At 62.1% G+C, this 24409-nt stretch carries 21 protein-coding genes; 6 read left to right on the top strand and 15 right to left on the bottom strand.

What is annotated here, in order from left to right:
• Positions 1 to 12 precede the first annotated feature (12 nt).
• From PF1751_RS11330 to PF1751_RS11300, 7 genes are all read right to left on the bottom strand, one after another.
• Positions 13 to 1041 (bottom strand): Gfo/Idh/MocA family protein, encoded by a 1029-nt coding sequence (locus tag PF1751_RS11330; protein ID WP_044287033.1) that lies wholly within the window; start codon positions 1039 to 1041, stop codon positions 13 to 15.
• A 155-nt stretch (positions 1042 to 1196) separates the two neighbouring features.
• Positions 1197 to 2207, bottom strand: coding sequence for a bifunctional inositol 2-dehydrogenase/D-chiro-inositol 1-dehydrogenase (gene iolG, locus PF1751_RS11325; RefSeq protein WP_021491721.1), 1011 nt, complete (start codon positions 2205 to 2207; stop codon positions 1197 to 1199).
• A 19-nt stretch (positions 2208 to 2226) separates the two neighbouring features.
• A complete protein-coding gene (gene iolD / locus PF1751_RS11320; protein ID WP_044287032.1) occupies positions 2227 to 4158 on the bottom strand; it encodes a 3D-(3,5/4)-trihydroxycyclohexane-1,2-dione acylhydrolase (decyclizing) in 1932 nt (643 codons plus the stop codon).
• Positions 4159 to 4307: 149 nt separating this feature from the next.
• Positions 4308 to 5129 carry a TIM barrel protein gene (locus PF1751_RS11315; protein ID WP_021491723.1) on the bottom strand — a complete coding sequence of 274 codons (822 nt, stop codon included), beginning with the start codon at positions 5127 to 5129 and terminating at the stop codon, positions 4308 to 4310.
• 28 nt (positions 5130 to 5157) lie between these two features.
• Entirely contained in the window at positions 5158 to 5946 is a 789-nt protein-coding gene (gene iolB, locus PF1751_RS11310) for a 5-deoxy-glucuronate isomerase (RefSeq protein ID WP_010211023.1), read from the bottom strand.
• Positions 5947 to 5949: 3 nt separating this feature from the next.
• Entirely contained in the window at positions 5950 to 6837 is an 888-nt protein-coding gene (gene iolE / locus PF1751_RS11305; RefSeq protein WP_042572056.1) for a myo-inosose-2 dehydratase, read from the bottom strand.
• 150 nt (positions 6838 to 6987) lie between these two features.
• Positions 6988 to 8925 (bottom strand): bifunctional 5-dehydro-2-deoxygluconokinase/5-dehydro-2-deoxyphosphogluconate aldolase, encoded by a 1938-nt coding sequence (locus PF1751_RS11300; RefSeq protein ID WP_010211025.1) that lies wholly within the window; start codon positions 8923 to 8925, stop codon positions 6988 to 6990.
• A gap of 284 nt (positions 8926 to 9209) precedes the next feature.
• Between PF1751_RS11300 and PF1751_RS11295 the strand changes: the two genes are divergently transcribed.
• Positions 9210 to 10118, top strand: a complete 909-nt coding sequence (locus tag PF1751_RS11295; protein WP_010211026.1) for a MurR/RpiR family transcriptional regulator — start codon at positions 9210 to 9212, stop codon at positions 10116 to 10118.
• A gap of 6 nt (positions 10119 to 10124) precedes the next feature.
• Here PF1751_RS11295 and pdxR read toward each other — a convergent pair whose 3' ends face one another.
• Complete coding sequence (gene pdxR, locus PF1751_RS11290) at positions 10125 to 11537, bottom strand: MocR-like pyridoxine biosynthesis transcription factor PdxR (RefSeq protein ID WP_042572055.1); 1413 nt, start codon at positions 11535 to 11537, stop codon at positions 10125 to 10127.
• A 92-nt stretch (positions 11538 to 11629) separates the two neighbouring features.
• On the opposite strand from pdxR, the gene PF1751_RS11285 reads away from it, so the two are divergent.
• Entirely contained in the window at positions 11630 to 12841 is a 1212-nt protein-coding gene (locus PF1751_RS11285) for a multidrug effflux MFS transporter (RefSeq protein ID WP_044287031.1), read from the top strand.
• Positions 12842 to 12958: 117 nt separating this feature from the next.
• Here PF1751_RS11285 and PF1751_RS11280 read toward each other — a convergent pair whose 3' ends face one another.
• Entirely contained in the window at positions 12959 to 13864 is a 906-nt protein-coding gene (locus PF1751_RS11280; protein ID WP_010211029.1) for a hypothetical protein, read from the bottom strand.
• A 334-nt stretch (positions 13865 to 14198) separates the two neighbouring features.
• On the opposite strand from PF1751_RS11280, the gene PF1751_RS11275 reads away from it, so the two are divergent.
• Positions 14199 to 14882, top strand: coding sequence for a response regulator transcription factor (locus PF1751_RS11275; protein ID WP_010211030.1), 684 nt, complete (start codon positions 14199 to 14201; stop codon positions 14880 to 14882).
• Positions 14860 to 16251: a sensor histidine kinase gene (locus PF1751_RS11270; RefSeq protein WP_010211031.1), complete on the top strand. Its 1392-nt coding sequence runs from the start codon at positions 14860 to 14862 to the stop codon at positions 16249 to 16251. Before PF1751_RS11275 ends, PF1751_RS11270 begins: the two co-directional genes overlap by 23 nt.
• A gap of 58 nt (positions 16252 to 16309) precedes the next feature.
• Here the strand turns inward: PF1751_RS11270 and PF1751_RS11265 are convergent, their stop codons facing one another.
• Genes PF1751_RS11265 through PF1751_RS11255 form a run of 3 tightly spaced genes read right to left on the bottom strand, consistent with a single transcriptional unit; the run spans position 16310 to position 18575 of the window.
• Entirely contained in the window at positions 16310 to 16726 is a 417-nt protein-coding gene (locus tag PF1751_RS11265) for an SRPBCC family protein (protein ID WP_029529162.1), read from the bottom strand.
• A 29-nt stretch (positions 16727 to 16755) separates the two neighbouring features.
• Entirely contained in the window at positions 16756 to 17553 is a 798-nt protein-coding gene (locus PF1751_RS11260; RefSeq protein WP_021491730.1) for an SDR family NAD(P)-dependent oxidoreductase, read from the bottom strand.
• Between the two features lie 17 nt (positions 17554 to 17570).
• On the bottom strand, positions 17571 to 18575 hold the full coding sequence (locus PF1751_RS11255) for an aldo/keto reductase (protein WP_042572053.1): 1005 nt from the start codon (positions 18573 to 18575) through the stop codon (positions 17571 to 17573).
• Between the two features lie 113 nt (positions 18576 to 18688).
• Here PF1751_RS11255 and PF1751_RS11250 point away from each other — a divergent pair, with 113 nt between their 5' ends.
• On the top strand, positions 18689 to 19582 hold the full coding sequence (locus PF1751_RS11250; RefSeq protein ID WP_044287030.1) for a LysR substrate-binding domain-containing protein: 894 nt from the start codon (positions 18689 to 18691) through the stop codon (positions 19580 to 19582).
• Positions 19583 to 19609: 27 nt separating this feature from the next.
• Here the strand turns inward: PF1751_RS11250 and PF1751_RS11245 are convergent, their stop codons facing one another.
• From PF1751_RS11245 to PF1751_RS11235, 3 genes are read right to left on the bottom strand one after another with little or no spacing between them, the layout of a single operon-like run.
• Positions 19610 to 20902, bottom strand: coding sequence for an NAD(P)/FAD-dependent oxidoreductase (locus tag PF1751_RS11245; RefSeq protein WP_044287029.1), 1293 nt, complete (start codon positions 20900 to 20902; stop codon positions 19610 to 19612).
• Positions 20899 to 21987: a polyamine ABC transporter substrate-binding protein gene (locus PF1751_RS11240; protein ID WP_010211037.1), complete on the bottom strand. Its 1089-nt coding sequence runs from the start codon at positions 21985 to 21987 to the stop codon at positions 20899 to 20901. Before PF1751_RS11240 ends, PF1751_RS11245 begins: the two co-directional genes overlap by 4 nt.
• Positions 21988 to 22011: 24 nt before the next feature.
• The gene (locus PF1751_RS11235) at positions 22012 to 23370 is read right to left on the bottom strand and encodes a glutamine synthetase family protein (RefSeq protein WP_010211038.1); all 1359 of its coding nucleotides are present in this window, start codon (positions 23368 to 23370) and stop codon (positions 22012 to 22014) included.
• A 140-nt stretch (positions 23371 to 23510) separates the two neighbouring features.
• Between PF1751_RS11235 and PF1751_RS11230 the strand changes: the two genes are divergently transcribed.
• The gene (locus tag PF1751_RS11230) at positions 23511 to 24407 is read left to right on the top strand and encodes a helix-turn-helix domain-containing protein (RefSeq protein ID WP_031290720.1); all 897 of its coding nucleotides are present in this window, start codon (positions 23511 to 23513) and stop codon (positions 24405 to 24407) included.
• The last annotated feature ends 2 nt before the right edge of the window (positions 24408 to 24409 follow it).

The raw sequence follows: 24409 nt of genomic DNA, 5'->3' as shown, positions 1-24409 counted from the left end.
TGTTTTAGAATTTTATTCTATTTTTGTTGAAACCACCTGCTGGCGCTCGGCGCTCAGGCGTGCGGCGTCCAATATACGGGTGGTTTCCAGAGCGTCATAGGCATCCACCGGCAGCGGTCCCTGCCCGTGTACAGCCAGTTGCAACTGTCGATAGAACTGCGTCCAGCAGCCCTTCTCCGACGGTACCCGCTCGCGCTCCGGGCCTTGCTCGAACCATCCCCAACGTCGATGCTCTTCGGCGCCCCAATGCTCGCCTTCGGTTTTCGGCGACTTGCCGGCCATCAAGGCTTCTTCCTGGCCGTCGAGGCCTTCGACGGTGTAACAGCCTGCGCTGCCACTGACCCGAAAGCGCGGCGCCTGGCTGTTTTGCAACGCGCTGCCCCACAGGTGGGAGATCACGCCGTTGGCATGGGTCAGCGAGACAAAGAAGCCGTGATCTACCGTGGGGTGTTCGACGGTGTAGTGCAGTTGGGCGAATACACGATCAACCGGGCCAAACAGTTGCAACGCCTGGTCGACCAAATGGCTGCCCAGGTCGCGCAGCCAGCCGCCACCGCTGGCGTTGCCCACGGCTTGCGGGCTGTAGCGCTCCACACGGGATTCAAAGCGGTTGATCTTGCCCAGGGCGCCGGCATCAATGAGCTTGCGCAGCGTCAGGTAGTCCGAGTCCCAGCGTCGGTTCTGGTACACGCTGAGCAGCGTGCCCTGGCGCTCGGCGGCGGTGATCAGCGCCTGGGCCTGTTCAGCGTTGGCGGCGAAGGGTTTGTCGCTGACGACGGCAACGCCGTGTTCGATGGCTTCCAGCACCAGGGCTGGGCGGCCTTTGAGGGTGGTGGAGACGACCAGAGCGTCGACGCCGACTTCAACGATCTGGCCGATGTTGTCAAAAGCTCTGACACTGGGGTGGTCGGTTGCCAGTTGCTGGCGGCGTTCAGGTGAGCGAGTCACCACGCCGACAAACGTCGCACCTGGCAGGGTTGCAATCAGCGGCGCATGAAAAAAGCGCCCTCCGTGGCCGTAGCCGACTAGACCGATGCGCATGCATAGACTCCTTAATGAAGGGGAAACCCAATCAAAATGTGGGAGCGGGCTTGCTCGCGAATGCGGTGTGTCAGATACACATTCTTTAACTGACACATCGCATTCGCGAGCAAGCCCGCTCCCACACTGACTGCTTTCCATCTGTGGGATCGCGGTCAGCCGTAGAAGTGTGGGCGGTCCGGCAAGCTCACTTTCACAATCTGCTCACTGTTCTGCGCCTCAATACACGCATCCGCCGCCACCGCCGCCGCAAAGCCATCCCACGCCGACGGTCCACCGACCTGTCCCGCACGCACGCTGTCGATGAACGCCTGCAACTCCACGTCGTATGCGCCGATAAACCGATCTTTCCAATCCATCAGGATTGCGTTGGACAGCTTCGCGCCGCTGCGCAGTTGCACCTGGGACGGCTCCGGCAGCTTGGCGATGCCGGTCTCCCCCACCACTTCGCACTGGATGTCATAGCCGTACTGGCAGTTCACGAACACTTCCACATCGATGCGCGTGCCCTTGGCAGTCTCCAACAGCACGATCTGCGGGTCGCGCAGATGGGCGAGCGCCTTGCTGGATTTGCGCGGAAACACCACTTGCACCGAGACGTAGTCATCGTTGAGCAACCACCGCAGCACATCCAGTTCGTGGATCAGGGTGTCGGTGATCGCCATGTCGGTCTTGTAGTTCTCGCCCACCGTCGGGTTGCGATGCGCGCAGTGCAGCATCAGCGGCTCGCCGATCTGGCCGCTGTCGATCACGGCTTTGAGGGCGCGATAGCCTTCATCGTAAGGGCGCATGAAGCCGACCTGCACCAGGCGTTTGCCGAAAGCTACTTCGGCATCGACGATCTTGCGGCAGCCTTCGGCGGTGACCGCCAAGGGTTTTTCGCAGAACACCGGTTTGCCGGCGGCGATGGCGGCCAGCACGAATTCTTCGTGGCTAGGGCCCCAGGAGGTGACGAGGACCGCTTCGACCTCGGGTGAATGGATCAGCGCATGGCCGTCGGCGTACACCTCGGCGCTGATGTTCAAGTCAGCCACCACCTTGGCGGCTTGCTCCAGGTTGATGTCAGTCACCGCCACCACTTGGCTGTTGAGCAAGGTCTGACTGCAGCGACGGATATGGTCCCGGCCGATAGCGCCTGTACCGATCACACCCAGTTTCAAAGACATACAAACACTCCTCTTGTTATTAGTACTGCCGGGCCTTCGCCAGGTGTTCATTGAGTTTTTTCGCGGCGGCATTCGTGCGTTCGCTGGTGGAGACCTGCGCCACGCCCACCCGCCACCACGACAGGTAGCCGTGGATCATGGTCTTGGGCAGCACCTTGATATCGATCAGCGTGGAAACCGTCTGCTTACGTGCATCGGCCAGTGCCGCTTCGAGCTGTTCCACGCTGCTGACCTTGTAGGTCTTGCAGCCATAGGCCGCTGCGCTCATGGCGAAATCCACCGGTACAAGGCCACCGTCAAGCTTGCCGCTCTCGGGGTTGCGGTAGCGGAATTCGGTGCCGAAGCTGTCCATACCGTTGCCGATCTGCAGGTTGTTGATGCAGCCGAACGCCATATTGTCGAGCAGCACCACGTTGATCTTGCGCCGCTCCTGGATCGAGGTCGCCAGTTCCGAGTGCAGCATCATGTAGGACCCATCGCCGACCAAGGCGTAGACCTCTTTGGTCGGCTCCGCGAGTTTCACGCCCAGGGCCGCATTGATCTCGTACCCCATGCACGAATAGCCGTACTCGACGTGGTAGGTGTTGACGCCCTTGCTGCGCCAGGCACGCTGCAAATCGCCGGGCAGGCTGCCGGCGGCGGCGACGATGATCGCGTCGTCGGCCAGGGCCTCATTCAATACACCCAGCACGCGGCTTTGGGTCAGGCACGAGCCGGTCAGCTCGATAAATTCACGCAGCACCGTGCGGTCCAGGTGGTCGTCGACCTCAGGCACGAAACCGTCGCCGGCATACTCCACCTGATGCACGCGGTCCACTTCGGCCTCCAACTGCGCCTTGGCCTCAGCGATCTGCCCGCCCCAGCCGGAACGGTAATCGCCCAAGGCATCGGCCAGTGCTTCGAGGGCGACGTGCGCGTCGGCCAACACCTGTACGCCGTCGAGTTTCAGGGCATCGCAGGGGCTGATATTGAGGTTGAGAAACTTCACCTCGGCATGCTTGAACAGCGATTTTGACGAGGTGGTGAAGTCGGTGTAGCGCGTGCCGATACCAATGATCAGGTCCGCTGCGGGCGCCAGCAGATTCGCCGCCAGGCAGCCGGTTTCACCAATCCCGCCGACGTTCAGCGGATGACTGGAAACCACGGCGCTCTTACCCGCCTGGGTTTCCGCGAAGGGAATATCAAACCGTTCAGCAAAGGCTTGCAGCGCGGCATTGGCGCCGGAGTACTTCACGCCGCCACCGCAGATGATCAGCGGCTTGCGCTTGCCCCGGAACGCCGCCAACGCATCGCCGATCATCGCGGCGGTGGCCGGGCGGCGGTCGATACGGTGCACACGTTTTTGCAGGAAGTAGTCCGGGTAATCCCAAGCCTCGCCCTGCACATCCTGGGGCAGCGCCAGGGTCACCGCGCCGGTTTCGGCAGGATCGGTGAGCACGCGCATGGCGTGAATCGCCGCCGTCATCAGCTGCTCAGGCCGGTTGATGCGGTCCCAGTACTTGCTGACGGAACGGAACGCATCGTTGGTGCTGATGCTCAAGTCGTGGAACTGCTCGATCTGCTGCAACACCGGGTCGGGCTGGCGGCTGGCGTAGACATCGCCGGGCAGCAACAGCAACGGGATACGGTTGGCGGTGGCGGTCGCCGCCGCGGTAAGCATATTCGCAGCACCTGGGCCGACGGAGGCGGTGCAGGCGTAGATCTTGCGGCGCAGGTGCTGCTTGGCGAAACCAATCGCGGCATGCGCCATGCCCTGCTCGTTGCGGCCCTGGTGCACCACCAGGTCGCCGGCGTCCTGTTCAAGGGCCTGGCCCAGGCCCAGCACATTGCCGTGGCCGAAAATGGTGAACACGCCGGCGACGAACTTGCTTTGTACGCCGTCGACTTCGATGTATTGGTTATCCAGGAACTTCACCAGGGCCTGGGCCATGGTCAATCTTGTTGTGGTCATGTTCGCACCTTGTATGAATGCAAATCTGTCGATCAACAGTGATCCCATGTGGGAGCGGGCTTGCTCGCGAAAGCGATGGGTCAGTAAGTCAATCCGGTGACTGACACACCGCCTTCGCGAGCTCGCCCGCTCCCACAAGTTATCCGCTGTCAGTTCCGGGATTTGTTCAGATGGGCAATGCTCGCGCCCAACGCTTGCTGGATATCCGCCAGCTCGTGCACGCTTGTCGCAAACGGTTCGAACGACAGGTAGCCGCTGTAACCGCTGCTGAGCAAGGTGTCGATCTGCGCGGCGTTGCCGAGGATATCGCCCTCGCCCACCAGCACCCGGTGACCGTCGCGAATCGATTGGAGCGGCGCCTCGGCATCTTCCACACCGGAGATATGCACCAGCCCGGTCAACTCCGGAAAAAACTCATGTTCGCCGGCCAGGTGATGATGGAAGGTGTCGTGCACCAGGCGAAACACATCCAGGCCGCCGATGGACTGGATCGCGTTCACCGCCACGCGCTTACGGCGCATGGCGCATTCTTCGAAGCCCAGGGGCTCGATAAACCCGAGAATCCCGTACTCGCGCAGGATCGGCGCCAGCTCGCTCAACGCAGTGCGCAAACCGGCGGCACGCTGGGCTTCGTTGCGGGTGTCGCCGGGTTCATTGAACGGACACATCACCAAGCCCTGCGCACCGCATTCGCGAGCATACGTGGCGAGCGCTATCGCCTGGGCGCGGCGCTCGTCATTCCACACATCGAAGGGGTACAGCGCGTTGATCGACAGCACCGTGATGCCCTGGGCCGCACACAATTCACGCACGCGGCTGGCCGGGGTGCCGTATTCGATCTGACGATCCTTGAGGTCGTTGCGAATCTCGATGGCATCGCATTTCAAGGCCACGGCCAGTTGGATGAAATCCGGCAGGGACAGGTTGGGCGCGACCATACGGTTAAGGGCGAAACGTAGAGGCGACTTCATTCTTGTTGTTCTCCGTCCAAACCGCTGATTAAAGGTCCAGCAGCCAACTGTGCTGCGGGTCGTTATGGAAATGCCAGGCGCGCTTGGGGCCGGCCATCACGTTCAGGTAATAAGACTCGTAGCCATAGGGCACGCTAACCGGGTGATACCCCTTGGGCACCACCACCAGGTCGCTGTTTTCCACGGCCATGGCCTGGTCGATGCTGCGGTCGTCGGTGTAAACGCGCTGGAACACGAAGCCCTGGGGCGGGTTGATCTGGTGGTAGTAGGTTTCTTCCAGGAAGCTCTGGTGCGGCAGGTCATCGGTGTCGTGCTTGTGCGGCGGGTAACTCGACGAATGCCCGGACGGCGTACGTACTTCCACCACCAGCAGGGAATGGGCCGGCTCGCTGTCGGGCAGGATGTCGCAGACGTAGCGGGTGTTGGCGCCCTTGCCGCGTACGCTGCGCTTGCAATTTTCCGGGCGGATCAGACGCGGCTCGTAGCCCACGGTGCCCGGTGCGGCGCATACGGCAATCTGTACGTCGCTCAACGCGGTGACCAGGGCATCAGTGCCCGGCGGCAGGTAGGCGGCGAACGGGGATTTGTCTTCAAACACCGATTGTCGATCGCCCAGGTTCTGCCAGTTGAAGCCTTCGCCTTCGATGTTCACCCGGCCGCTGAGCAGCACCAGGCACAGTTCTTTATCACCGGCACTGACCGGCAGGGTTTCCCCCAGGCTCAGGCGGTACGCGCAAAAGCCCACATACTCCAGGCGTCCGGCTTCCAGGGCGACCATGGTCTGGCCGCGTTTGCTGCTTTTGACCAACAAACTCATCACTCAAGTCCTCTCGTTGAGAAGCGCACGCAAGGTGTCATAGCCTTTTTTTGCATAGATATAGCTGGGTGCGACCGCCGGGTCCTGTTCGGCTTCCACCACCAGCCAACCTTCGTATTGGGCGGCCAGCAGCACATCGAGCAATTCGGCGAAGTCGATATCGCCATCGCCGGGCACGGTGAAGGTGCCGTTGACGATGCAGTCGGGGAAGCTCCACATCTGGTTGCGCGCCAGTTGCACCACCGCCTTGCGCACGTCCTTGAAATGCACGTGGCAGACGCGGTCGATGTGTTTGCGCAGCACCTCAATGGGCTCGCCGCCGCCCATGTAGCAGTGGCCCGAATCGAACAGCAGGCCGACTTCCGGGCCGGTACGGCGCATCAGTTGGTCAATGTCTTCCGGAGATTCAACATAAGCGCCCATATGGTGGTGGTACGCCAGGCGCACGCCTTGGGACAGGGTGAAACGCGCCAGTTCGGTGAGTTTGTCGGCGTAGTCCTGCCAGGCTTGTTCGCTGTGAAAGCGCGGGCGTTCGATCAGGCGGATGCGCGAGCCCTGGATTGAATCGGCCACCTCGCCGTACACCAGCACCGTAGCGCCATTGCGTTTCAGCAACTCGACATGCCCGACGATGGCCTCGATTTCTTCAGCCACCGAGCGCCGGGCCAGGCGGCTGGAGTACCAGCCGGAGACCAGCGCCAGGTCATAAGGGCGCAACACATCGCCGACGCCCTTGGCGTCCTTGGGGAATTTACCGTTGAGTTCGAAGCCTTCGTAGCCGATGTCCTTGCCTTCGCTCAGGGCGGTGCTCAGAGGCGTTTCGCCGCCCAGGGCGGGGAGGTCATCGTTGCTCCAGGAGATCGGGTTGATGCCAATTCGGATTGCGGGCATGGCTGCACCTTTTGTTTTTATCTGACTTGAGCCTGGTGAGATTTGCGTTATGTGGGAGCGGGCTTGCTCGCGAATGCGGTCTATCAGATCGCAATTCTTTAACTGACCCACCGCGTTCGCGAGCAAGCCCGCTCCCACATTTGACCGTGTTTAATTTCGGGCACTGCGCCAGGCGTTTATGAGTTGTTCAAAGGTGGCCTGGACTTGCTGAATCAAAACTTCATCATCAATCTCCCCCGCCATCCACGCCCGGCTCGGCTCCTGGAAGATCGTGCGGCCAACGGCAAACCCTCGGCAGGTCGTGCTCTGGCTGGCCTGCTGGAAGCCGTCGGCGAGAAACTCGGCCGACGCATTCAGGCCCAGCAGCACCACGCCACGGCAGTACGGGTCGCGCTCCTGGATCAGTTCGTCGAGCTTCTTCCAGTCCTCGGCCGACTGCGCCTCGATCTTCCACCACGCCGGGTAGATACCCAGGTTGTACAGACGCTTGAGACTGCGGTAGAGCACGTCGGGGTAAGTCGACGGGTGATCCTTGGGCGGGATGACTTCCAGCAGCAGTTCATGGCCGCTGACAATCGACGCTTCGTACACTGCCTTGAGTTGCGCTTCCTGTTCCAGGCGCAGCAGCGGCTCGTCGTCGGGATGGAATTGCACCAGGCACTTGATGATCTGCTCCTGGGGCCAGGCAATCAGGTTGCTGCCCACCGAGCGACCGTGTTCGAACGCCAGGGGACGCGAGTTCTGCACTTCCACCGGACGCGCAATCCACCAGCCGCGACCGCTGGCGGCGTTGAGCGCATCCTGGCCGAAGCGCTGGTCGGCGAGCAGGCCGACATCGGCCTCGACGCCTTGCTCTGCGAGTTTTTTCTCCACGCGCTCAATGGCCTGGATGAACAGTTGCTTGGCGTCACTGATGCGCGCCAGGTCCTGGCCGCCTTTCTGCGCCAGGTCCACCAGCTGCCAGCGATGATCGAAGGCAAACACGAACAGTTGTTTCCAGGCCTTGCGCGGCACCGTCACACGGTGCAGACGTTGCAGGGTCAGGTCCTGGTCCGGTCGGGTAATCGGTACCGGGCTGTTGAACAGGTATTCCAGCTCCGCCGGCGTGGGCATGGCCGGGGCGCAGGCGTGGCGTGAAACGACCAGGCCGCCACAGGCATTGGCCAACTGGCTGCAACGCTCGTCACTCGCATCGTTGATCCAGCCGCTGAGGAAGCCCGACATGAACGCATCGCCGGCACCGAGCACATTTAGCACTTCTACACGCACACCGGGGTAGATGGCGCCGTCTTCAAGACGTGCGGGGATGGCGCCGTGGATCACTGTGCAACCCTGCGGGCCGAGCTTGACCACCAGGGTCGCCTGGGTCAGTTCGCGCACCTTGCGCAGCGCAGTGAGCAAGTCTTCACTGCCCCCCGCGATGAGGAATTCTTCTTCAGTGCCGACGATCAGATCAAAGCGCGGCAGGATCTTCTGTACATGCTGGCTGACATTCTGGTCGGCGACAAAACGGGTTTCACCATCGGCCTTGCCCGCCAGGCCCCACAGCACCGGGCGGTAGTCGATATCCAGCACGCGCTGGACGTTGTGCTTGGCCGCGTAATCCAGCGCCTGGATGCTGGCCTTGTATACGCCGTCGGTGGAGAAATGCGTGCCGGTAATCAACAACGCCTTGCTGGAGGCGATAAAGGCTTCGCTGATGTCTTCGGCGCGCAGGGCCATGTCGGCGCAGTTTTCGCGGTAGAACACCAGGGGAAAGGTTTCGCGGTCCTTGAGACCTAGCAGGACCAGGGCGGTGAGGCGTTCCGGGTCGACCTTGATGCCGCTGACATCACAGCCTTCGCGGGCCAGGGACTCCACCAGGAAGCGCCCCATATGGTCATCGCCGACCCGGCTCAACATCGCCGACCTGAGGCCCAGCCTGGCGGTGCCGAAGGCGATGTTGGCGGAGGAACCGCCGAGGTACTTGGCAAAGCTGGACACGTCCTCAAGCCGCGCACCCACTTGCTGCGCATAGAGGTCGACGCCCAGGCGCCCGAGGCAAATCAGATCCAATTGACGCCCACTGGCAAAACGAGTCTGGCCCATGCTGGCTCCTGTTATTTTTATCAGCCTGCGTTGTACCGACGTGGCGACGGCAAACGCTCTTGGTGGGAGCAGACTAGAACGTCCGGCGACGCCAATCAATATTTATTCCAGATATTTTTTCATTGGAATATTTTTTCCATTAAGCTCGTACAGGGGCGCTTCCACCACAGTGCATCGTTTCAGCAGGCCACGCCGGCCGTGATGCCAAGGTATTTTTTTGCGCCTACCCTGTAGACTTGCGCCACCCATCAGCGCAACAGACAAAAACGCCAGAAGGATTACCCATGTCCCGCACCGATCCCGAGACCACCCTGGAAGACACCATCGCCAGCCCTCCGATCAATGCCGAGCGCCTGTTGCAGCTGATCACCGACGAATACGAGAGCCTGCCGCGCCAACTCAAGCGCATCGCCAGCTACATGAGCCAGCAGAGCGACCGGATCATGGTCGACCGCATCAGCGACATTGCCCGCGAGTGCGAAGTGCACCCGTCGGCCATCGTGCGCTTCTCGCAGCGCTTCGGGTTCAGTGGGTTCAGTGAGATGCAGGCGCTGTTCCGCGAGGCCTACACCCACAAGACCACGCCGGTGCAGAACTATCAGCAGCGCATCCGCAGCATGATCGCCAACAAGTCGCAGAAAGCCAGCGGCGGCGACCTGGCGCGCGAGTGCGTCAACGCGACCCTGTCCGGCATCGAGCGCCTGGGGTTGGAGTTGGATGATGTCGCTTTCGACAAAGCCGTGGACCTGGTGGTGAATGCCGACAATATCTACGTGGTCGGCGTGCGCCGCTCCTTCGCGGTGGCGGACTACCTGGTCTACAACCTGCAGCACACCAACAAACGCATCCATCTGATCTCAGGCCTGGGCGGCAGCTACCGCGAACAGATGCGCAGCGTGCGCGCCAATGACCTGGTGATCGCCATCAGCTTCACGCCCTACGGCAAAGAGACGCAGCATTGCCTGCGCATCGCCCAGCATCATCAGGCCAAGACCCTGATCATCACCGACAGCAACCTGTCGCCCCTGGCCAAGCGGGCGAACGCGGTGCTGTTGGTGAATGAAGGTTCGTCGTTTGCCTTCCGCTCGTTGAGCGCCACCCTGTGCCTGTGCCAGGCGTTGTTTATTGCGGTGGCGTACCGGTTGGAGTTGAAGGTGGATGAGATTCACGAGCAAGTCGGGTTCGACGACTGACGACCCCTACCACAACTGTGCCAACGCGCGGCCGTGGTAGCGGATCTGCGCCAGGGTCAGTGCCGTGTAGCCAATGATCACCGCCGGCGGCAAGGTCACCCCGTGACAGAACTTGCCCAGCGGCTGCAGCGTCAAGCCTGCTTCAGCAGCGCGGTTGCAGAATTCGACCTCTTCGACACCCGCTGGCAGCCACATCACAAAATGCAATCCGGCCTGCTGGCCGCTGACCGCGCAGTGCCCGCCCAGGCACTCCAGCAACGTATCGCGTCGGGCCTGGTACGCCTGGCGCGAGGCACGCAAATGACGTACGAAGGCGCCGCTGCGCAAGAACTCCACCAGCCCCAATTGATCAGTGGCCCCCACCGAATGCCCGGTGAGTTGCAAGGTGCGCAACAGTCCGCGGCGCAACACCTTGGGCACCACCATGAAGCCTACGCGCAAGCCGGGGAACAGGTTCTTGTTGAAGCTGCCGCAATAGATCACGCGGTCGGCCGAGTCCAGGGATTTGAGCGCCGCCAGCGGCGCGGTGTTGTAGTTGTACTCGCTGTCGTAATCGTCTTCGACCACCCAGGCGTCGGCGCGAGCGGCCCAGTCCAGCAACGCCAGGCGACGGGATACCGACAGGGTCATGCCCAGCGGCGCCTGGTGCGCCGGTGTGACATAGGCCAAGCGCGCCCTCTCAGGGAGTTGGCCAGTGTCGAGGCCCTCGGCAGTGACGGGAATACCCTGCACATTGGCGCCTGCCAGGGCGAACAGACGCCGCGCCGGCAGGTAGCCGGGGTCTTCGACACAGGCCGTCTCGCCCGTCTTGAGCACACTGCGCGCAATCAAGTCGAGGGCATGACGGATGCCGGTGGTGACGATCACTTCATCGGCCTCGCAGTGCAGGCCGCGATAGCTGCGCAGGTAGTCGGCGATCTGTGCGCGCAATTCAGGCAGGCCGGCCGGGTGCGATGCTTCCAGCACGCCCGGCCCTGCTGCCAGCAACCCACGGGAGATGCAGCGGGCCCAGGTCTTCAGGTCAAACAGACTGGCATCCGGGCGGCGTGCGACAAAGGGCACATGGCTCTGCACACCGACATCCGGCGGATCAGGCTCCGCAGGGCGACGAGGTATGTCCTTGGCCAACGGCGCGGCGATGAACTGCTCCGGGATTACCGCACACACCCGCGTGCCAGACCCGGCGACGCGTTTTACGTAGCCTTCGCTGTGCAGGCGGTCGAACACGGCTTCCAGCGTGCCACGTGACACCCACCAGCGCTCGGCCAGGCTGCGCGTGGAGGGCAAGCGGCTGCCCGCCGGCAATTGCCGGTTGAGGATCGCCCCGCGCAAGGCTTCGTAGGCGCCCTGCTGCTTGCCCGCGCCCAGCGTGTCGGGACGCGGCAGGTCGAGCACGGATGCGGTTTTTCCTCGGCGCATAGTGGTCCTATCAAACAAGGCATAAGTGGTCCTCAGGATTAAACCACAATACAGCTAGAGTCCGGGCTCTACTCCTTGCTTCGAGACGCCCCATGACTCAACGCGCCCTCTCCACTGGGTTCTGGCTGATGCTGCTGACCGCGCTCATCGCCTTGCCACGCGTCACCCTGGACATGCACCTGCCGGCCCTACCCGCCATGGCTGACTATTTCCACACCAGCGACAGCCAGTTGCAACTGACCCTCACGCTGTACGCCCTCGGCTCGGCGATTTCGCTGCTGGTCAGTGGGCCACTCACCGACCGCTTCGGCCGCCGTCCGGTATTGCTGGTCGGGTTGTTCCTGTATGTCCTCGCCACGGCAGCGTGCGCCCTGGCGGACAACCTCGCCGTGTTGATCATCGCGCGCCTGTTCCAGGCCTTGGGCGGCTGCTGCACCACCGTGATCGGCCGCGTGATGGTGCGTGACTACTTCGACCGCGACGAACAGGCACGCCTGCTCGGCCTGATCTCCATGGCCATGGCCATCTCACCCATGGCCGCGCCGGTACTGGGCAGCCTGATGCTGCCGTTCATCAACTGGCGCGGGCTGTTCGTGCTGCTGGGGGGGATCGGAGCTGTGCTGTGCGAGGTGGTGTATCGCCGCCTGCCCGAAACCCGCCCGCCGGAAGTCGCCGCCGCCCCGCCGCAGGGACTGCTGCGCCTCTACGGCCAGTTGCTGCGCGATCGTTATTTTCTGCGTTACGCCTTGGCCATCGGTTGCGTGTACAGCACCTACTTTCCGTTTATCAGTGAGTCATCGGCGCTGCTGCAACGCGGCTTCCATCTGTCCGCCACGGCGTATGCCCTGGTGTTCGCCGCCACGATCAGCGGCTACATGCTGGGCGCGAACCTGTTCCGGCGCCTGGTCAGGCGCTTTGACCCGGACCGCTTGATCGCCGTGGGGATAGGCCTGAATCTGCTGGGCAGCGTCACTCTTGCACTGGCCACAACGGCACTGCCAGGGGAATGGCTGGCGATTGTGTTGCCAATGGTACTGATCATGGTATCGGTGGGTATGACGATTCCGGCCTGTCAGCTGTCGGTGCTGCAGCCTTATGGCGCAATCGCGGGAACGGCATCCGGGCTGTTCTTTTTCACCCAGATGTTGCTGACGGCGGTGAGCAGTTGGGCGACCGGATTGTTGTCCGATGGCACCTCTGCGCCATTGGTGATCATGACATCGGTCGCGAGTGTGTTACTGGTGACCAGCTGGCTGGCCTTGCAGCAAAAAGCCGCGCCTGTTACTCAGGCGCGGCTTGGATGAAACGGTAATCAGTGCATGAAGATCGCGATCAGGATGATCACAGGAATAGGCACACCGAGGAACCAAAGCAGTAGTGAACGCATGATGCTCTCCTTGAAAGAACGGGCCTTGAATGAATTAACGGACGAAGTGTTCGGTTTCCACATACACCACGGCATCGCGACGGCGACCGCCAAAGGTGGCTGCGAAACTGGCGAAGAACGCGCCGATCAACAGAGCAACAAAGGTCCACAGCGACGTGTAGGCAGCGACCTTGGCGGCGGTGTCAGCGGCTTGTTTGGCTTTAAGCTTGGCGTCTTCGACTGCTTTGCGGGCATCGCCATAGACCTTGTCGATACGCGCTTCGGCATCCGCCTGGCTGAGGTTGGTGCGCTGGCTGATCAACTGGGCCAGGTAGGCACGGTCTTCAGCGGCCAATTGGCCGTCATTGCTCAGGGTGCGGGTGAAGATGCGGGCAACCACGCCGTGGGCGGCGTCATCGCTGACGGCTACCGGGCGGTCGTCGCGGAACAGGCTGTCGACGTAGTAGTCGAAGTCGCCGCCATTGACACCTTTGGCGGCACTGCCGGCGGCTTGCGTAATGCCGCTGGCCGCGCCGGCTGCAACACTGGCACCGGCTTTCACGCCGCCGCTGACGACACTGCTCACCGAACCGACCACCAGTACTGCAGTAATCAACGTGGCCACAGCCCAGGCCAGGAACCCATGGGCCGTGTCGCGGAAGTACACCTCATCGCCGTGCATATTCGCCCATTTCACCCGCAACCGACCGGCAATATAGCCGCCCAGCCCGGATGCGACGATCTGGGTAAACGCCAGCCAGACAATCGTGGAAATGCCAAGCCCCTTGGCGCTGATGCCACTGTCAGCCCACGGCGACACCGCCGAAAAGCCCAGGCCGAAGCCCAGCAGCACGAGGATCAGGGACAATGCGGCCGCAGCGGCCGCCCCGGCAAAAATCGCCCCCCAGGAAACCCCGGAGAGCGTGCTCGATTCTTGCAGCGTGGATGAGGATGTGATCATTGTTGTTGTGCTCCAAGGCAGAAAAATAGTGTTACAAGTCTCAAAAGGGACAGTGCAGGCACCATGCCAGGCAGCAAAAAATTTAAAACCGTTACAAATCATGGAGTTAAGTAAATTGAACTTACTCAAACCATGCAACTTGCAAGAAAGGGCCGTTGCGGGCGGGCGTTATGCATTCCCGTTAGCCGGTCATGAAAGATGTGTCAGTTTTGCCAATATGAAGTTTTATTTAGGAAGCGTTCAGCGATTTCTTGGCAAAATGCCCGCACTTCCGTAGGCGCCGGCTTGCTGGCGATTGCGGTCTTCCCGTGTGAATCGATCACCAGGTAATACCATGACCCGTATTTTGACTATCGAGGATGACGCCGTAACGGCCCGCGAGATCGTCGCCGAGCTGAGTAGCCATGGACTGGATGTAGATTGGGTAGACAACGGCCGCGAAGGCCTGGTCCGCGCCGTGAGTGGCGACTACGACCTGATCACCCTCGACCGCATGCTGCCGGAACTCGATGGCCTGGCCATCGTCACCACGCTGCGCACTATCGGTGTGTCGACGCCGATCCTGATGATCAGCGCCCTCTCCGATGTGGACGAACGTGTGCGCGGCCTGCGTGCCGGCGGTGATGACTACCTCACCAAACCGTTCGCCTCGGATGAAATGGCCGCTCGCGTTGAAGTGCTGCTGCGGCGCAAAAGCACCGTCCAGGAATTCGAAACCGCCCTGCGCGTGGCCGACCTGGAGCTGAACCTGATCAGCCGTGAAGCCAGTCGTGCCGATCAGCCCCTGAGCCTGTTGCCCACCGAATACAAGCTGCTGGAGTTCCTGATGCGCAACACTGGGCAGATCCTGTCGCGGATGATGATTTTCGAGGAAGTCTGGGGCTATCACTTCGACCCCGGCACCAACTTGATCGACGTGCACATCGGCCGTCTGCGCAAGAAGATCGACCCACCGGGCCTCACGCCGCTGATCCGCACGGTACGAGGTTCCGGTTATGTCATTGCTGAACCCCTCTAAGGGCTGGCGCTCTTCCAGCAGCCGCTTGCTGGCGCTGTACAGTTCGTTGTTCGTGGCCTGGAGCTGCATCCTCATGGGGGTGCTGTACTACGAGGTGTCGGGCTATCTGGGCGACCTGTCGCGCCATTCGCTGATGCAGCGCCAGCACCTGTTCCAGCGCTTTGACGGCGAGGAACTGGTGGAAGCCCTGACCACCAGCATGACCTTCGACATGAAGGGCGTGGACGCCTACGGCTTGTTCGATGAGCAGTTCCGCCCTCTCAATGGACCGATCCGCGCGGTGCCGCCCGACTTGCCCCTGGACGGCAAGATCCACGCCCTGACCAACTGCGTCGACTCCGACGACCCCAAGTTGCCCAAGGACAGCTGCGACGCCGTCGCCACCCATACCGATGACGGCCGCTGGCTGGTACTGGTACGCGCCAACGGCTCGCTGTTCGGCGTGACCCGTATCATCTGGCATGCCCTGCTGTGGGCGCTTTCCTTGACGATTATCCCTGGCGCTGCGGGCTGGCATTTGTTGCGTCGTCGACCGTTGCGGCGGATTCGCGGGATCCAGGCCAGCGCCGAAGCCATCGTCGCCGGCGACCTGACCCACCGCCTGCCGCTGTCGAATCGGCGCGACGAACTGGACATGCTCGCGGCCATCGTCAACGCCATGCTTGATCGCATCGAGAAGCTGATGAACGAGGTCAAGGGCGTGTGCGACAACATCGCCCACGACCTGCGCACCCCGCTCACGCGCCTGCGTGCGCAGCTGTACCGCATCAAGCAGGAGGCCGAGGCGGAGTCGGACTACGCGGTGAAACTGGATGACGCGATTGCCGAAACCGACACCCTGATGGCGCGCTTCCGGGGGCTGTTACGTATCTCCGAACTGGAAGACCACCAGCGTCGCTCAGGCTTTTTGGTCATGGATCCACTGCCACTGTTGCGCGAGTTGCACGACTTCTACCTGCCCCTGGCCGAAGAAGGCGAACTGCAATTGCGGCTCGAAACGCCGGAGTCCCTGCCATGGATCACCGGCGACCGCGCATTGCTGTTCGAAGCCCTCGCCAACCTGCTGAGCAACTCGATCAAGTTCTCCCCACCGGGCGGCGAGGTGATTCTGCGTGGGGTCAACGACGCCGGCAGCACGCGCCTTGAAGTGCACGACTCCGGCCCCGGCATACCCGCAGCGGAACGTGACGCGGTGTTCCAGCGCTTCTATCGCGTGGATGAGAGCGACCAGCAAGGCGGCTTTGGATTGGGCTTGTCGATTGTGGCGGCGATCATCAACCTGCATGGGTTCAGGCTCGAAGTGGGTACGAGTGAGCGAGGCGGTGCACGCCTGGTTCTGGAGTGCCGCCAACAACTCATGCCCGAATAACGCATGCATCACAACACCCTGTAGGAGCCGGCTTGCCGGCTCCTACAGGGGACGCGGGTCAGCCTGGGAAATTGGCCCGCAACGCCTCCAGCCCACCGCTGTAAACACCCGCAAACAACTCTTCCGCCGCCGCATCCGTGGTGCCTGCCGCCGGCGTGAACACACCGGACCAGGTCACTTTCGCCGACGCTTCACCCAACGCCTCGACCTGCACCGTTGCCAGGTATGCACTCACCGGAAATGGCGACTGTTCAATGGTGTAGCTGTAAGTACGGCCGACGTTATCAAAGCTCTGCAAACGCTCCACCACCACCCCGCCATCGGCGGTTTGCAGATGACGCACGCGACCGCCATCAAGGGCCTCGCTTTTGACGATAAACGGCAACCAGTCCGGCAGGCTGTTGAAGCCGCCGATCAATTGCCAGACCTGATCGGCCGATACAGGGATTTCAATCACAGAAGACGCTGTTGCCACGTTAATTACTCCAGAAAATAGAAAACCATTCAGATGGCCATGCTGTCGACCACACCGCCGTCGACCCGCAACGCGGCACCGGTGGTGGCAGAAGACAGGGGTGAAGCAATGTACGCCACCAGGTTGGCGACTTCATCCACATTTGCTGCGCGCTGGATGATCGAGGTTGGCCGTGCGTTTCGCACAAACACATCCGCCTCGTCCCGCGCACTGCGCCCGGATTTTGCGGTGGCGTCCTTGAGCATCTGCTCCAGGCCGTCGGTAAAGGTCGGGCCAGGCAAAACCGCGTTAACCGTCACGCCGGTACCCGCCAGGCGCTTGGCCAAACCATGCGACACCGCCAGGTTGGCGCTCTTGGTCACGCCGTAGTTGATCATGTCCGCCGGGGTAGCCACGCCGGACTCCGACGACAGGAAGATCACTCGCCCCCAGCCCTGCCCGACCATGCCCGGCACGTAATGCCGCGCCAGGCGCACACCGGAGATCACGTTGACTTCATAGAAGCGTGCCCATTCGCTGTCCGGGGCCTCGAAGAAATCCACATCGTTGAAGATACCCAGGTTGTTGACCAGGATGTCGGCGCGCGGTTCGGCGGCGAACAGTTTTTCTGCACCTTCGGCCGTGCCGAGGTCTGCCACCAGCCCGCGCAGGTCCGCGCCGGGGACGGCCTGGCGGATGCTCGCCAAGGCGTCATCCACCTTGCCCGCTTCACGCCCGATCACCACCACGGTGGCGCCGGATGCTGCAAGCGCCTGGCTGATGCCCAGGCCAATGCCGGCCGTGCTCCCGCTGACGATGGCTACTTTACCGCTCACATCAATTTTCATCGGTTGAACTCCTGAAGTTAAAGCGGCAGTGGTGCACGGTCCGAAATCAATCGGGCCTCGCGCAGGGACTGCCAGAAGGCTGCCGGAATAGTCTCTGACAACGCCGCAACGTCTTCGGCAATCCGCCCCGGACGACTGGCGCCTGGAATCACTGCCGCCACGGCCGGGTGGGCCAGGGAGAATTGCAGCGCCGCCGCTTTCACGCTGACGCCAAACGCCTGGGCAATCGCCCTGATTTGCTCGACCTTGCGGATGATTGCCGGGCTGGCTTGCTGGTACTCGAAGTGCGCGCCGCCCGCGAGGATGCCGGAGCTGTAGGGGCCACCGACGACGATCTCGACGTTCTGCGCCAGGGCCGCGTCCATCAGGCGCTGCAGGGCACGATCATGGTCCAACAGTGTGTAGCGGCCGGCCAGCAAAAAGCCGTCGGGCTGCGCTTCGGTCAGGTCCAGGGTCAGTTCGCACGGCTCGACGCGGTTTACGCCCAGGCCCCAGGCCTTGATCACGCCCTCTTCACGCAGGCGGGTCAGCACTTTGAAGGCACCGGTGCGGGCCTGGTTGAAGTACTCCAGCCATTGGTCGCCATAGAAGTCCTGGGCGATGTCGTGAATCCACACGATGTCCAGGCGATCAGTGTTCAGGCGGGTCAGGCTGTCTTCGATGGAGCGCAGGGTGGCGTCGGCGCTGTAGTCGTTGAGCATCTTGTTCGGGCGGCCGTGTTCGAACACGCCGCTTTTTTCGCCGAGGTCGCGGGCGCTGTCTTCTATTTCGTCGAGGATCACCCGGCCGACCTTGGTGCTGAGCACGAAATCATCGCGGTTGTACTGCGACAGGGCGTGGCCCAGGCGGATTTCCGAGAGGCCCGAGCCGTAGAACGGCGCGGTGTCGAAGTAGCGCACGCCGGCATTCCAGGCAGCCTCGACAGTGGCCTGGGCTTCGTCTTCTGGAATAGCGCGGAACATGTTGCCCAGCGGCGCGGTGCCGAAGCCGAGCTGGCCTGGGAGTTTGTCTTTCAAGCTCATGGTAGATCCTCAATGGGTTCAGGGGTCGCTGTGACCGTTGAGCAGATCCTAGATTGCGCAGATCGGACCGTCCAAGACATACTGCGACCAACTTGAGTCCCTAGAGGTCTAACATGATCGACCTGCGCCAATTGCGCTACTTCGAAGTCGTCGCCGAGGAAGAGCACGTCGGCCGTGCTGCCGAGCGCTTGCACATCTCCCAGTCACCGCTGAGCCGACAGATAGCCCAGCTGGAAGAGCGCCTGGGACTGACCCTGTTCGAACGCAGTCAGCAACGCATCCGCCTGACCCGTGACGGCCAGACCTTCCTCGCCGAGACCAAGGCCTTGCTGACCCACGCCAACCGCCTGGAATCCTTGGGCAGGCGCCTGGGCCGAGGTGAGGAAGGCGGCCTGTGCATCGGCTATATCGAGAACGCCATGCATGCCGGGGTACTGCCCAATGCCTTGCGCGTGTTGCGCGACGACCGGCCTACCGTGCATATCAAGCTGTATAACCTGCCGTCGCCGGAACAACTCGAAGGCCTGCGCCAGCGCAGCCTGGACATTGCCCTGGTCGGCGAACCACCCGCCGCCGACGACCCGGACCTTATCGCGCGGCAAGTGCTGGATGACCCCATGCTGCTGGCCTTGCCCGAGCATCATCCATTGGCCCGTCAGAGCGAGTTGTTGCCCGAGCACCTGGCGGACCAGGAGTGGATCGGCGTGCAGCGCAAACCCGGCGCCAACCCCGCCGACGACTTCGTCGCCGCCTGCATCCGCGCCGGTTTCACCCCGCAGATCCCCATGGAAGCCGGGGAGCCGTTTACCGCGCTGGGCCTGGTCGCTTCGGGCCTGGGCGTGGCCATGGTGCAAAAGGGCCTGAGCCGCAATGCCCCGCCCGGCGTGGTGTTGCGTGAACTGCCGTGGTTGAACTACACCACCCCGCTGTGGGCGGCGTGGCACCGCGTCAACCTGCGGCCGCTGGTAGAAACCTTTCGCAAGGTGCTCACCGAATCTGAGCATTGATGGAGCTCCACAGGTGGGGGGCGTCAGTTAAATCAATTCCCGCAGGCGATACCACAGCATCCCCAACGCCAGCAGCGGCGACCGCAGCGCCTTGCCACCGGGAAACGTCATGTGCGGTACCTGGCTGAAAATATCCAGCCCGGTGCTGTGACCGGCCTGGATAGCCTCGGCCAACAGCCTCGCGCACCAATGCGTCACGTTCAGCCCATGTCCGGAATACCCCTGGGCGTAAAACACGTTGGGGTACTGCTTCAAGCGACCGACCTGCGGGAAGCGATTGGCGGTAATGCCGATCTTGCCGCCCCACTGGAACTCGATGGCCGTATTGGCGAGCTGCGGGAACACCTTGAGCATTTTCGGCTGCATGTAAGCGGCGATGTCCGCCGGGTCGCGGCCGGAGTAATGGCAGGCGCCGCCGAACAACAGGCGCCGGTCTGCGGACAACCGGTAATAATCCAGGCCGACCTTCTGGTCGCACAGCGCCAGGTTCTGCGGGATCAGTTGGTTGGCCAGATCCGCCGATAACGGCTCGGTGGCGATGATGTAGCTGCCGGCCGGGAGTACCTTGCCACTCAGGCGCGGTTCCAGCTCCTCCAGATGCGCATTGCACGCCAGCACCAGGCTAGCGGCGCGCACCGTGCCGCCGGCGCAGCGCACGTGCACCGTGTCGCCGTGGATCAGTTCGAGTACTTCGGTGTGCTCGAAAATCCGGACCCCGAGGGATTCGGCCAACCGAGCCTCACCCAAAACCAGATTCAACGGGTGAAGATGCCCGGAGCCCATGTCCACCAGGCCGCCGGCATACACCGGCGAGCCGACTACTTGCTGTATATCCTGCGGCCCCACCAGACGCGTTTCGTGGGCGTAACCCAGCGCCGCCAGGTGCGCCTGCTCGCCCTTGAACGCCGCGAATTGCGCCGGGGTGTTGGCCAATTCGCAAAAGCCCCAGCGCAAGTCGCAGTCGATGCGGTGCGTTCGGATACGCTCGCCCACCAAGGCCACCGAGTCGATGCCGGCGCGCTCCAGGTAACGCACGCCATCCTCGCCCACGTACTTGCCGAATCCCGACACGTCATGGCCGATACCGCGAATCAACTGCCCGCCGTTGCGCCCGCTGGCACCCCAGCCAATACGGCGGGCTTCCAGCAGGACCACCGAGAGCCCGCGCTGGGCCAGTTCGATGGCGGTGTTAACGCCGGTGAAACCGCCGCCGATCACGCACACGTCGGCGGTCAGGTCAGTGCCCAATGCGGGTCGCTCCGTCAAAGCGTTGGCCGTAGCCCGGTAGTAGGACCGGGCGTGGTCAGTCGACTGAATCATTTGTTGGTCTTCACTTTGCTCCAGGCGCGGGTCATCAGGCGCATGGTTGCCGGGGTCGGCGTGGTGGAAATATAGAGTTTGTCGAGCACGTCCTGGGACGGGTACACCTCAGGATTATTCACCAGTTCCGGGTCCATGAACGCCTTGGCCGCCGGGTTGGCGTTGGCATACCCCACCGAGGCGCTGACCTTGGCGATCACTTGAGGGTCGAGCAGGTAGTTGATGAACGCGTGGGCTTCTTTCGGGTGACTCGCGTCGGCGGGAATCGCCAGCAGGTCGAACCACAGGTTGGAGCCTTCCTTGGGAATCGAATAGGCGATCTTCACACCATTCTTGGCTTCCTTGGCACGGTTGGCCGCCTGGAACACGTCGCCGGAATAACCGAAGGCCACGCAGATATTACCGTTGGCCAGGTCCGAAATGTACTTGGAAGAATGGAAATAGGTGATGTACGGCCGCAGCGTCAGCAGCTTGGCCTCGGCCTGCTTGTAGTCCTCGGGATTCTCGCTGCGCGGGTCCTTGCCCATGTAATTGAGGATCGCCGGGAACAGCTCGTCCGCCGAATCGAGGAAAGCCACGCCGCACTGGTTGAGCTTCTTGATGTTCTCGGGCTCGAACAGCACCGCCCATGAATCGATAGCGTCGATGCCCAGCACCTCTTTGACCTTGTCGACGTTATAGCCGATGCCATTGGTACCCCACAGGTACGGCACCGAGTGCGCGTTGCCTGGGTCATTCTTTTCCAACAGCTTTAGCAACTTGGGGTCGAGGTTCTTGAAGTTGGGCAGTTGCGCGCGGTCCAGCTTGAGGAACGCACCGGCCTTCACCTGGCGCGCCAGGAAGTGGTTGGACGGCACCACCACGTCATAGCCGGTGCGTCCCGCCAGCAACTTGCCCTCCAGGGTTTCGTTGGAGTCGAACACGTCGTAGATCGGCTTGATCCCAGTCTTGGCCTGGAAGTCGGCCAGGGTGGTCTCACCGATATAGTCGGTCCAGTTGTAGACGCTGACCGTCGGCGCCGCCTGGCTGGCGCTGCTGAACGCAGCCACCAGGGCCAGCGGAAAAAGCTGTTTCACAAGACGCATATCGACACCCCTTTTTTGGTTTTTTTAGACGCTCAACAGCAGGAACTCGCGCTCCCAGGAACTGATCACCCGTTTGAAATTCTCGTGCTCGGCGCGCTTGACCGCGACGTAGCCGCGCACGAACTTGTCGCCCAGGTACTGCTTGACCGTGGCGCAATCCTCCATGCGTGCCAGCGCATCTTCGAGGGTGAACGGCAGGCGCAGGTTACGGCGCTCGTAGGCGCGGCCCTCCACCGGCGCGCTGGGCTCGATCTGTTCGATCATCCCGAGGTAGCCACACAGCAGACTAGCCGCTATCGCCAGGTAGGGATTGGCATCGGCGCCGGGCAAGCGGTTTTCCACGCGCATGGCGTCGGGACTGGAGGTGGGCACACGCAGGCCAACGGTGCGGTTTTCTTCGCCCCATTCGACATTGACCGGCGCCGAGGTGTCCGGCAGGAAGCGGCGGAACGAGTTCACGTTGGGCGCAAACATCGGCAACAGCTTGGGGATGTACTTCTGCAAGCCGCCGATGTGGTGCAGGAAAAGCTGGCTCATCTTGCCGTCGGCATCGACGAACACCGGTTTGCCGGTGGCGATGTCGACCACGCTCTGGTGCAGGTGCATGGCGCTGCCAGGCTCGTCGGCCACCGGCTTGGCCATGAACGTGGCGGCCACGTTGTGCTTGAGCGCGGCCTCGCGCAGGGTGCGCTTGAACACGGTGATTTGGTCGGCCAGGTCGAGGGCGTCGCCGTGGCGGAAGTTGATTTCCATCTGCGCCGGGCCGTCTTCGTGGATCAGCGTGTCGAGGTCCAGGCCCTGGGCTTCGCACCAGTCGTAGACGTCTTCGAACAGTGGGTCGAATTCGTTGGCGGCGTCGATGGAAAACGACTGGCGACCGGTCTCGGCGCGACCGGAGCGGCCAATCGGGGTTTTCAGCGGCAGGTCCGGGTCTTCGCAGCGCTGGGTCAGGTAGAACTCCATTTCCGGCGCGACGATCGGCTGCCAACCCTGGTCGGTGTAGAGCTGCAGGACTTTCTTCAGCACGTTGCGCGGCGACAGTTCGATGGGGTTGCCCTGTTTGTCGAAGGTGTCGTGGATGACGATCGCGGTAGGCTCGATGGCCCACGGCACCACATAGGTGGCGTGGGACACCGGACGGCAGATCATGTCGATGTCAGCCGGGTCGAGCAGGTCGTAGTAGACATCGTCGTCGACAAAGTCCCCGGTTACCGTTTGCAGCAACACACTTTCCGGCAGGCGCATGCCTCGCTCATGCAGGAACTTGTTGGTGGGCGCAATCTTGCCGCGTGCGATGCCAGTCAAATCACTGATCACGCATTCGACTTCGGTAATCTTGTGTTCTTTCAGCCAGGCGGACAGCTGATCGAAGGGGGCGTTCATAAGGACCTCGTCATGGGTTGGGTGCATGCGCCGGCTTGTACTCCTGGCGCATTGAGGTCTATCTTGATGCCGCCGCCCCTGCGGCATCTATCCACTTTGCACGAACCACAACGCACCAATAGAGTGCGCCCAGGTTACCCATGACACAGGCAACAGCTTTGCGCGTACAGGCCTTCACCACCGGTGATGTGGCGGCTCAATGCAGTGCGACACCCGGTTGGGTGCAGCAGTACCAGCAGATGTCCCCAGGGCATTTCGCCGGGCGAATCCGCTACCTGGACCTGCAAGGTGTGCAGGTGTACGAAGAGTGCATGAACACCCGCGTGGAGCAGCATTTCAACGCACCGCCAGGCTCGCTGGCCTTCTGTTTCGACGGCAGTGACAACGCGCTGTACCTGCTGAACGGTGAAAGCCACAACACCTGGATCACCCCGGAAAACTACCGTGAAGTGGCGGTGGTGTTCGGGCCGCAATTCGTGCAACGCCATGGGCTGGATGTGGCGAAACTTGAAGGCCTGTTCATGGCGCCGCTGACCTGCCAGCAGAATGGACTGTTCAGCCGTTGGCTGAGTGGCACCCTCACCCGCCTGTCCACAGCAATCGACCCCGCCAGCCGCGATGCCCTCACCCAGCAATTGCTGGAAGACTGCCTGTTCATCCTCGACAACGCCTGCGTATGCCTGGACCGCCACTCGTTGCAGCGGCGCAGCGAAGAACGGCGACTGATGGCGCGCATCGGCGAATGGGCGGCGGATGCTCCGGATGAGATCGTCAACGTGTTGGAACTGGCGCGGATTGCCGGCGTGCCATTGCGTCAGTTGCAACAGGGGTTCAAGACCTACACCGGGATGAGCCCGGCGCAGTGGTTGCGGCTGCGCCGGTTGAATGGGGCGCGGCGGGAGTTGTTGCAGACCCGTGAGACCACCGTCGCTGAAGTGGCGATGAATTGGTCGTTCTGGCACTTGGGAAGGTTCTCCAACAGCTACCGCGCCCTGTTCAAGGAGTTGCCCAGCGAGACCCTGAAGCGTCACGCCTGACT

The organism is Pseudomonas simiae, from assembly GCF_000934565.1.
Classification (GTDB): domain Bacteria; phylum Pseudomonadota; class Gammaproteobacteria; order Pseudomonadales; family Pseudomonadaceae; genus Aquipseudomonas; species Aquipseudomonas simiae.
The sequence above is the reverse complement of the archived record's forward strand: the minus strand, read 5'-3'. Positions and strand labels throughout refer to the sequence as shown.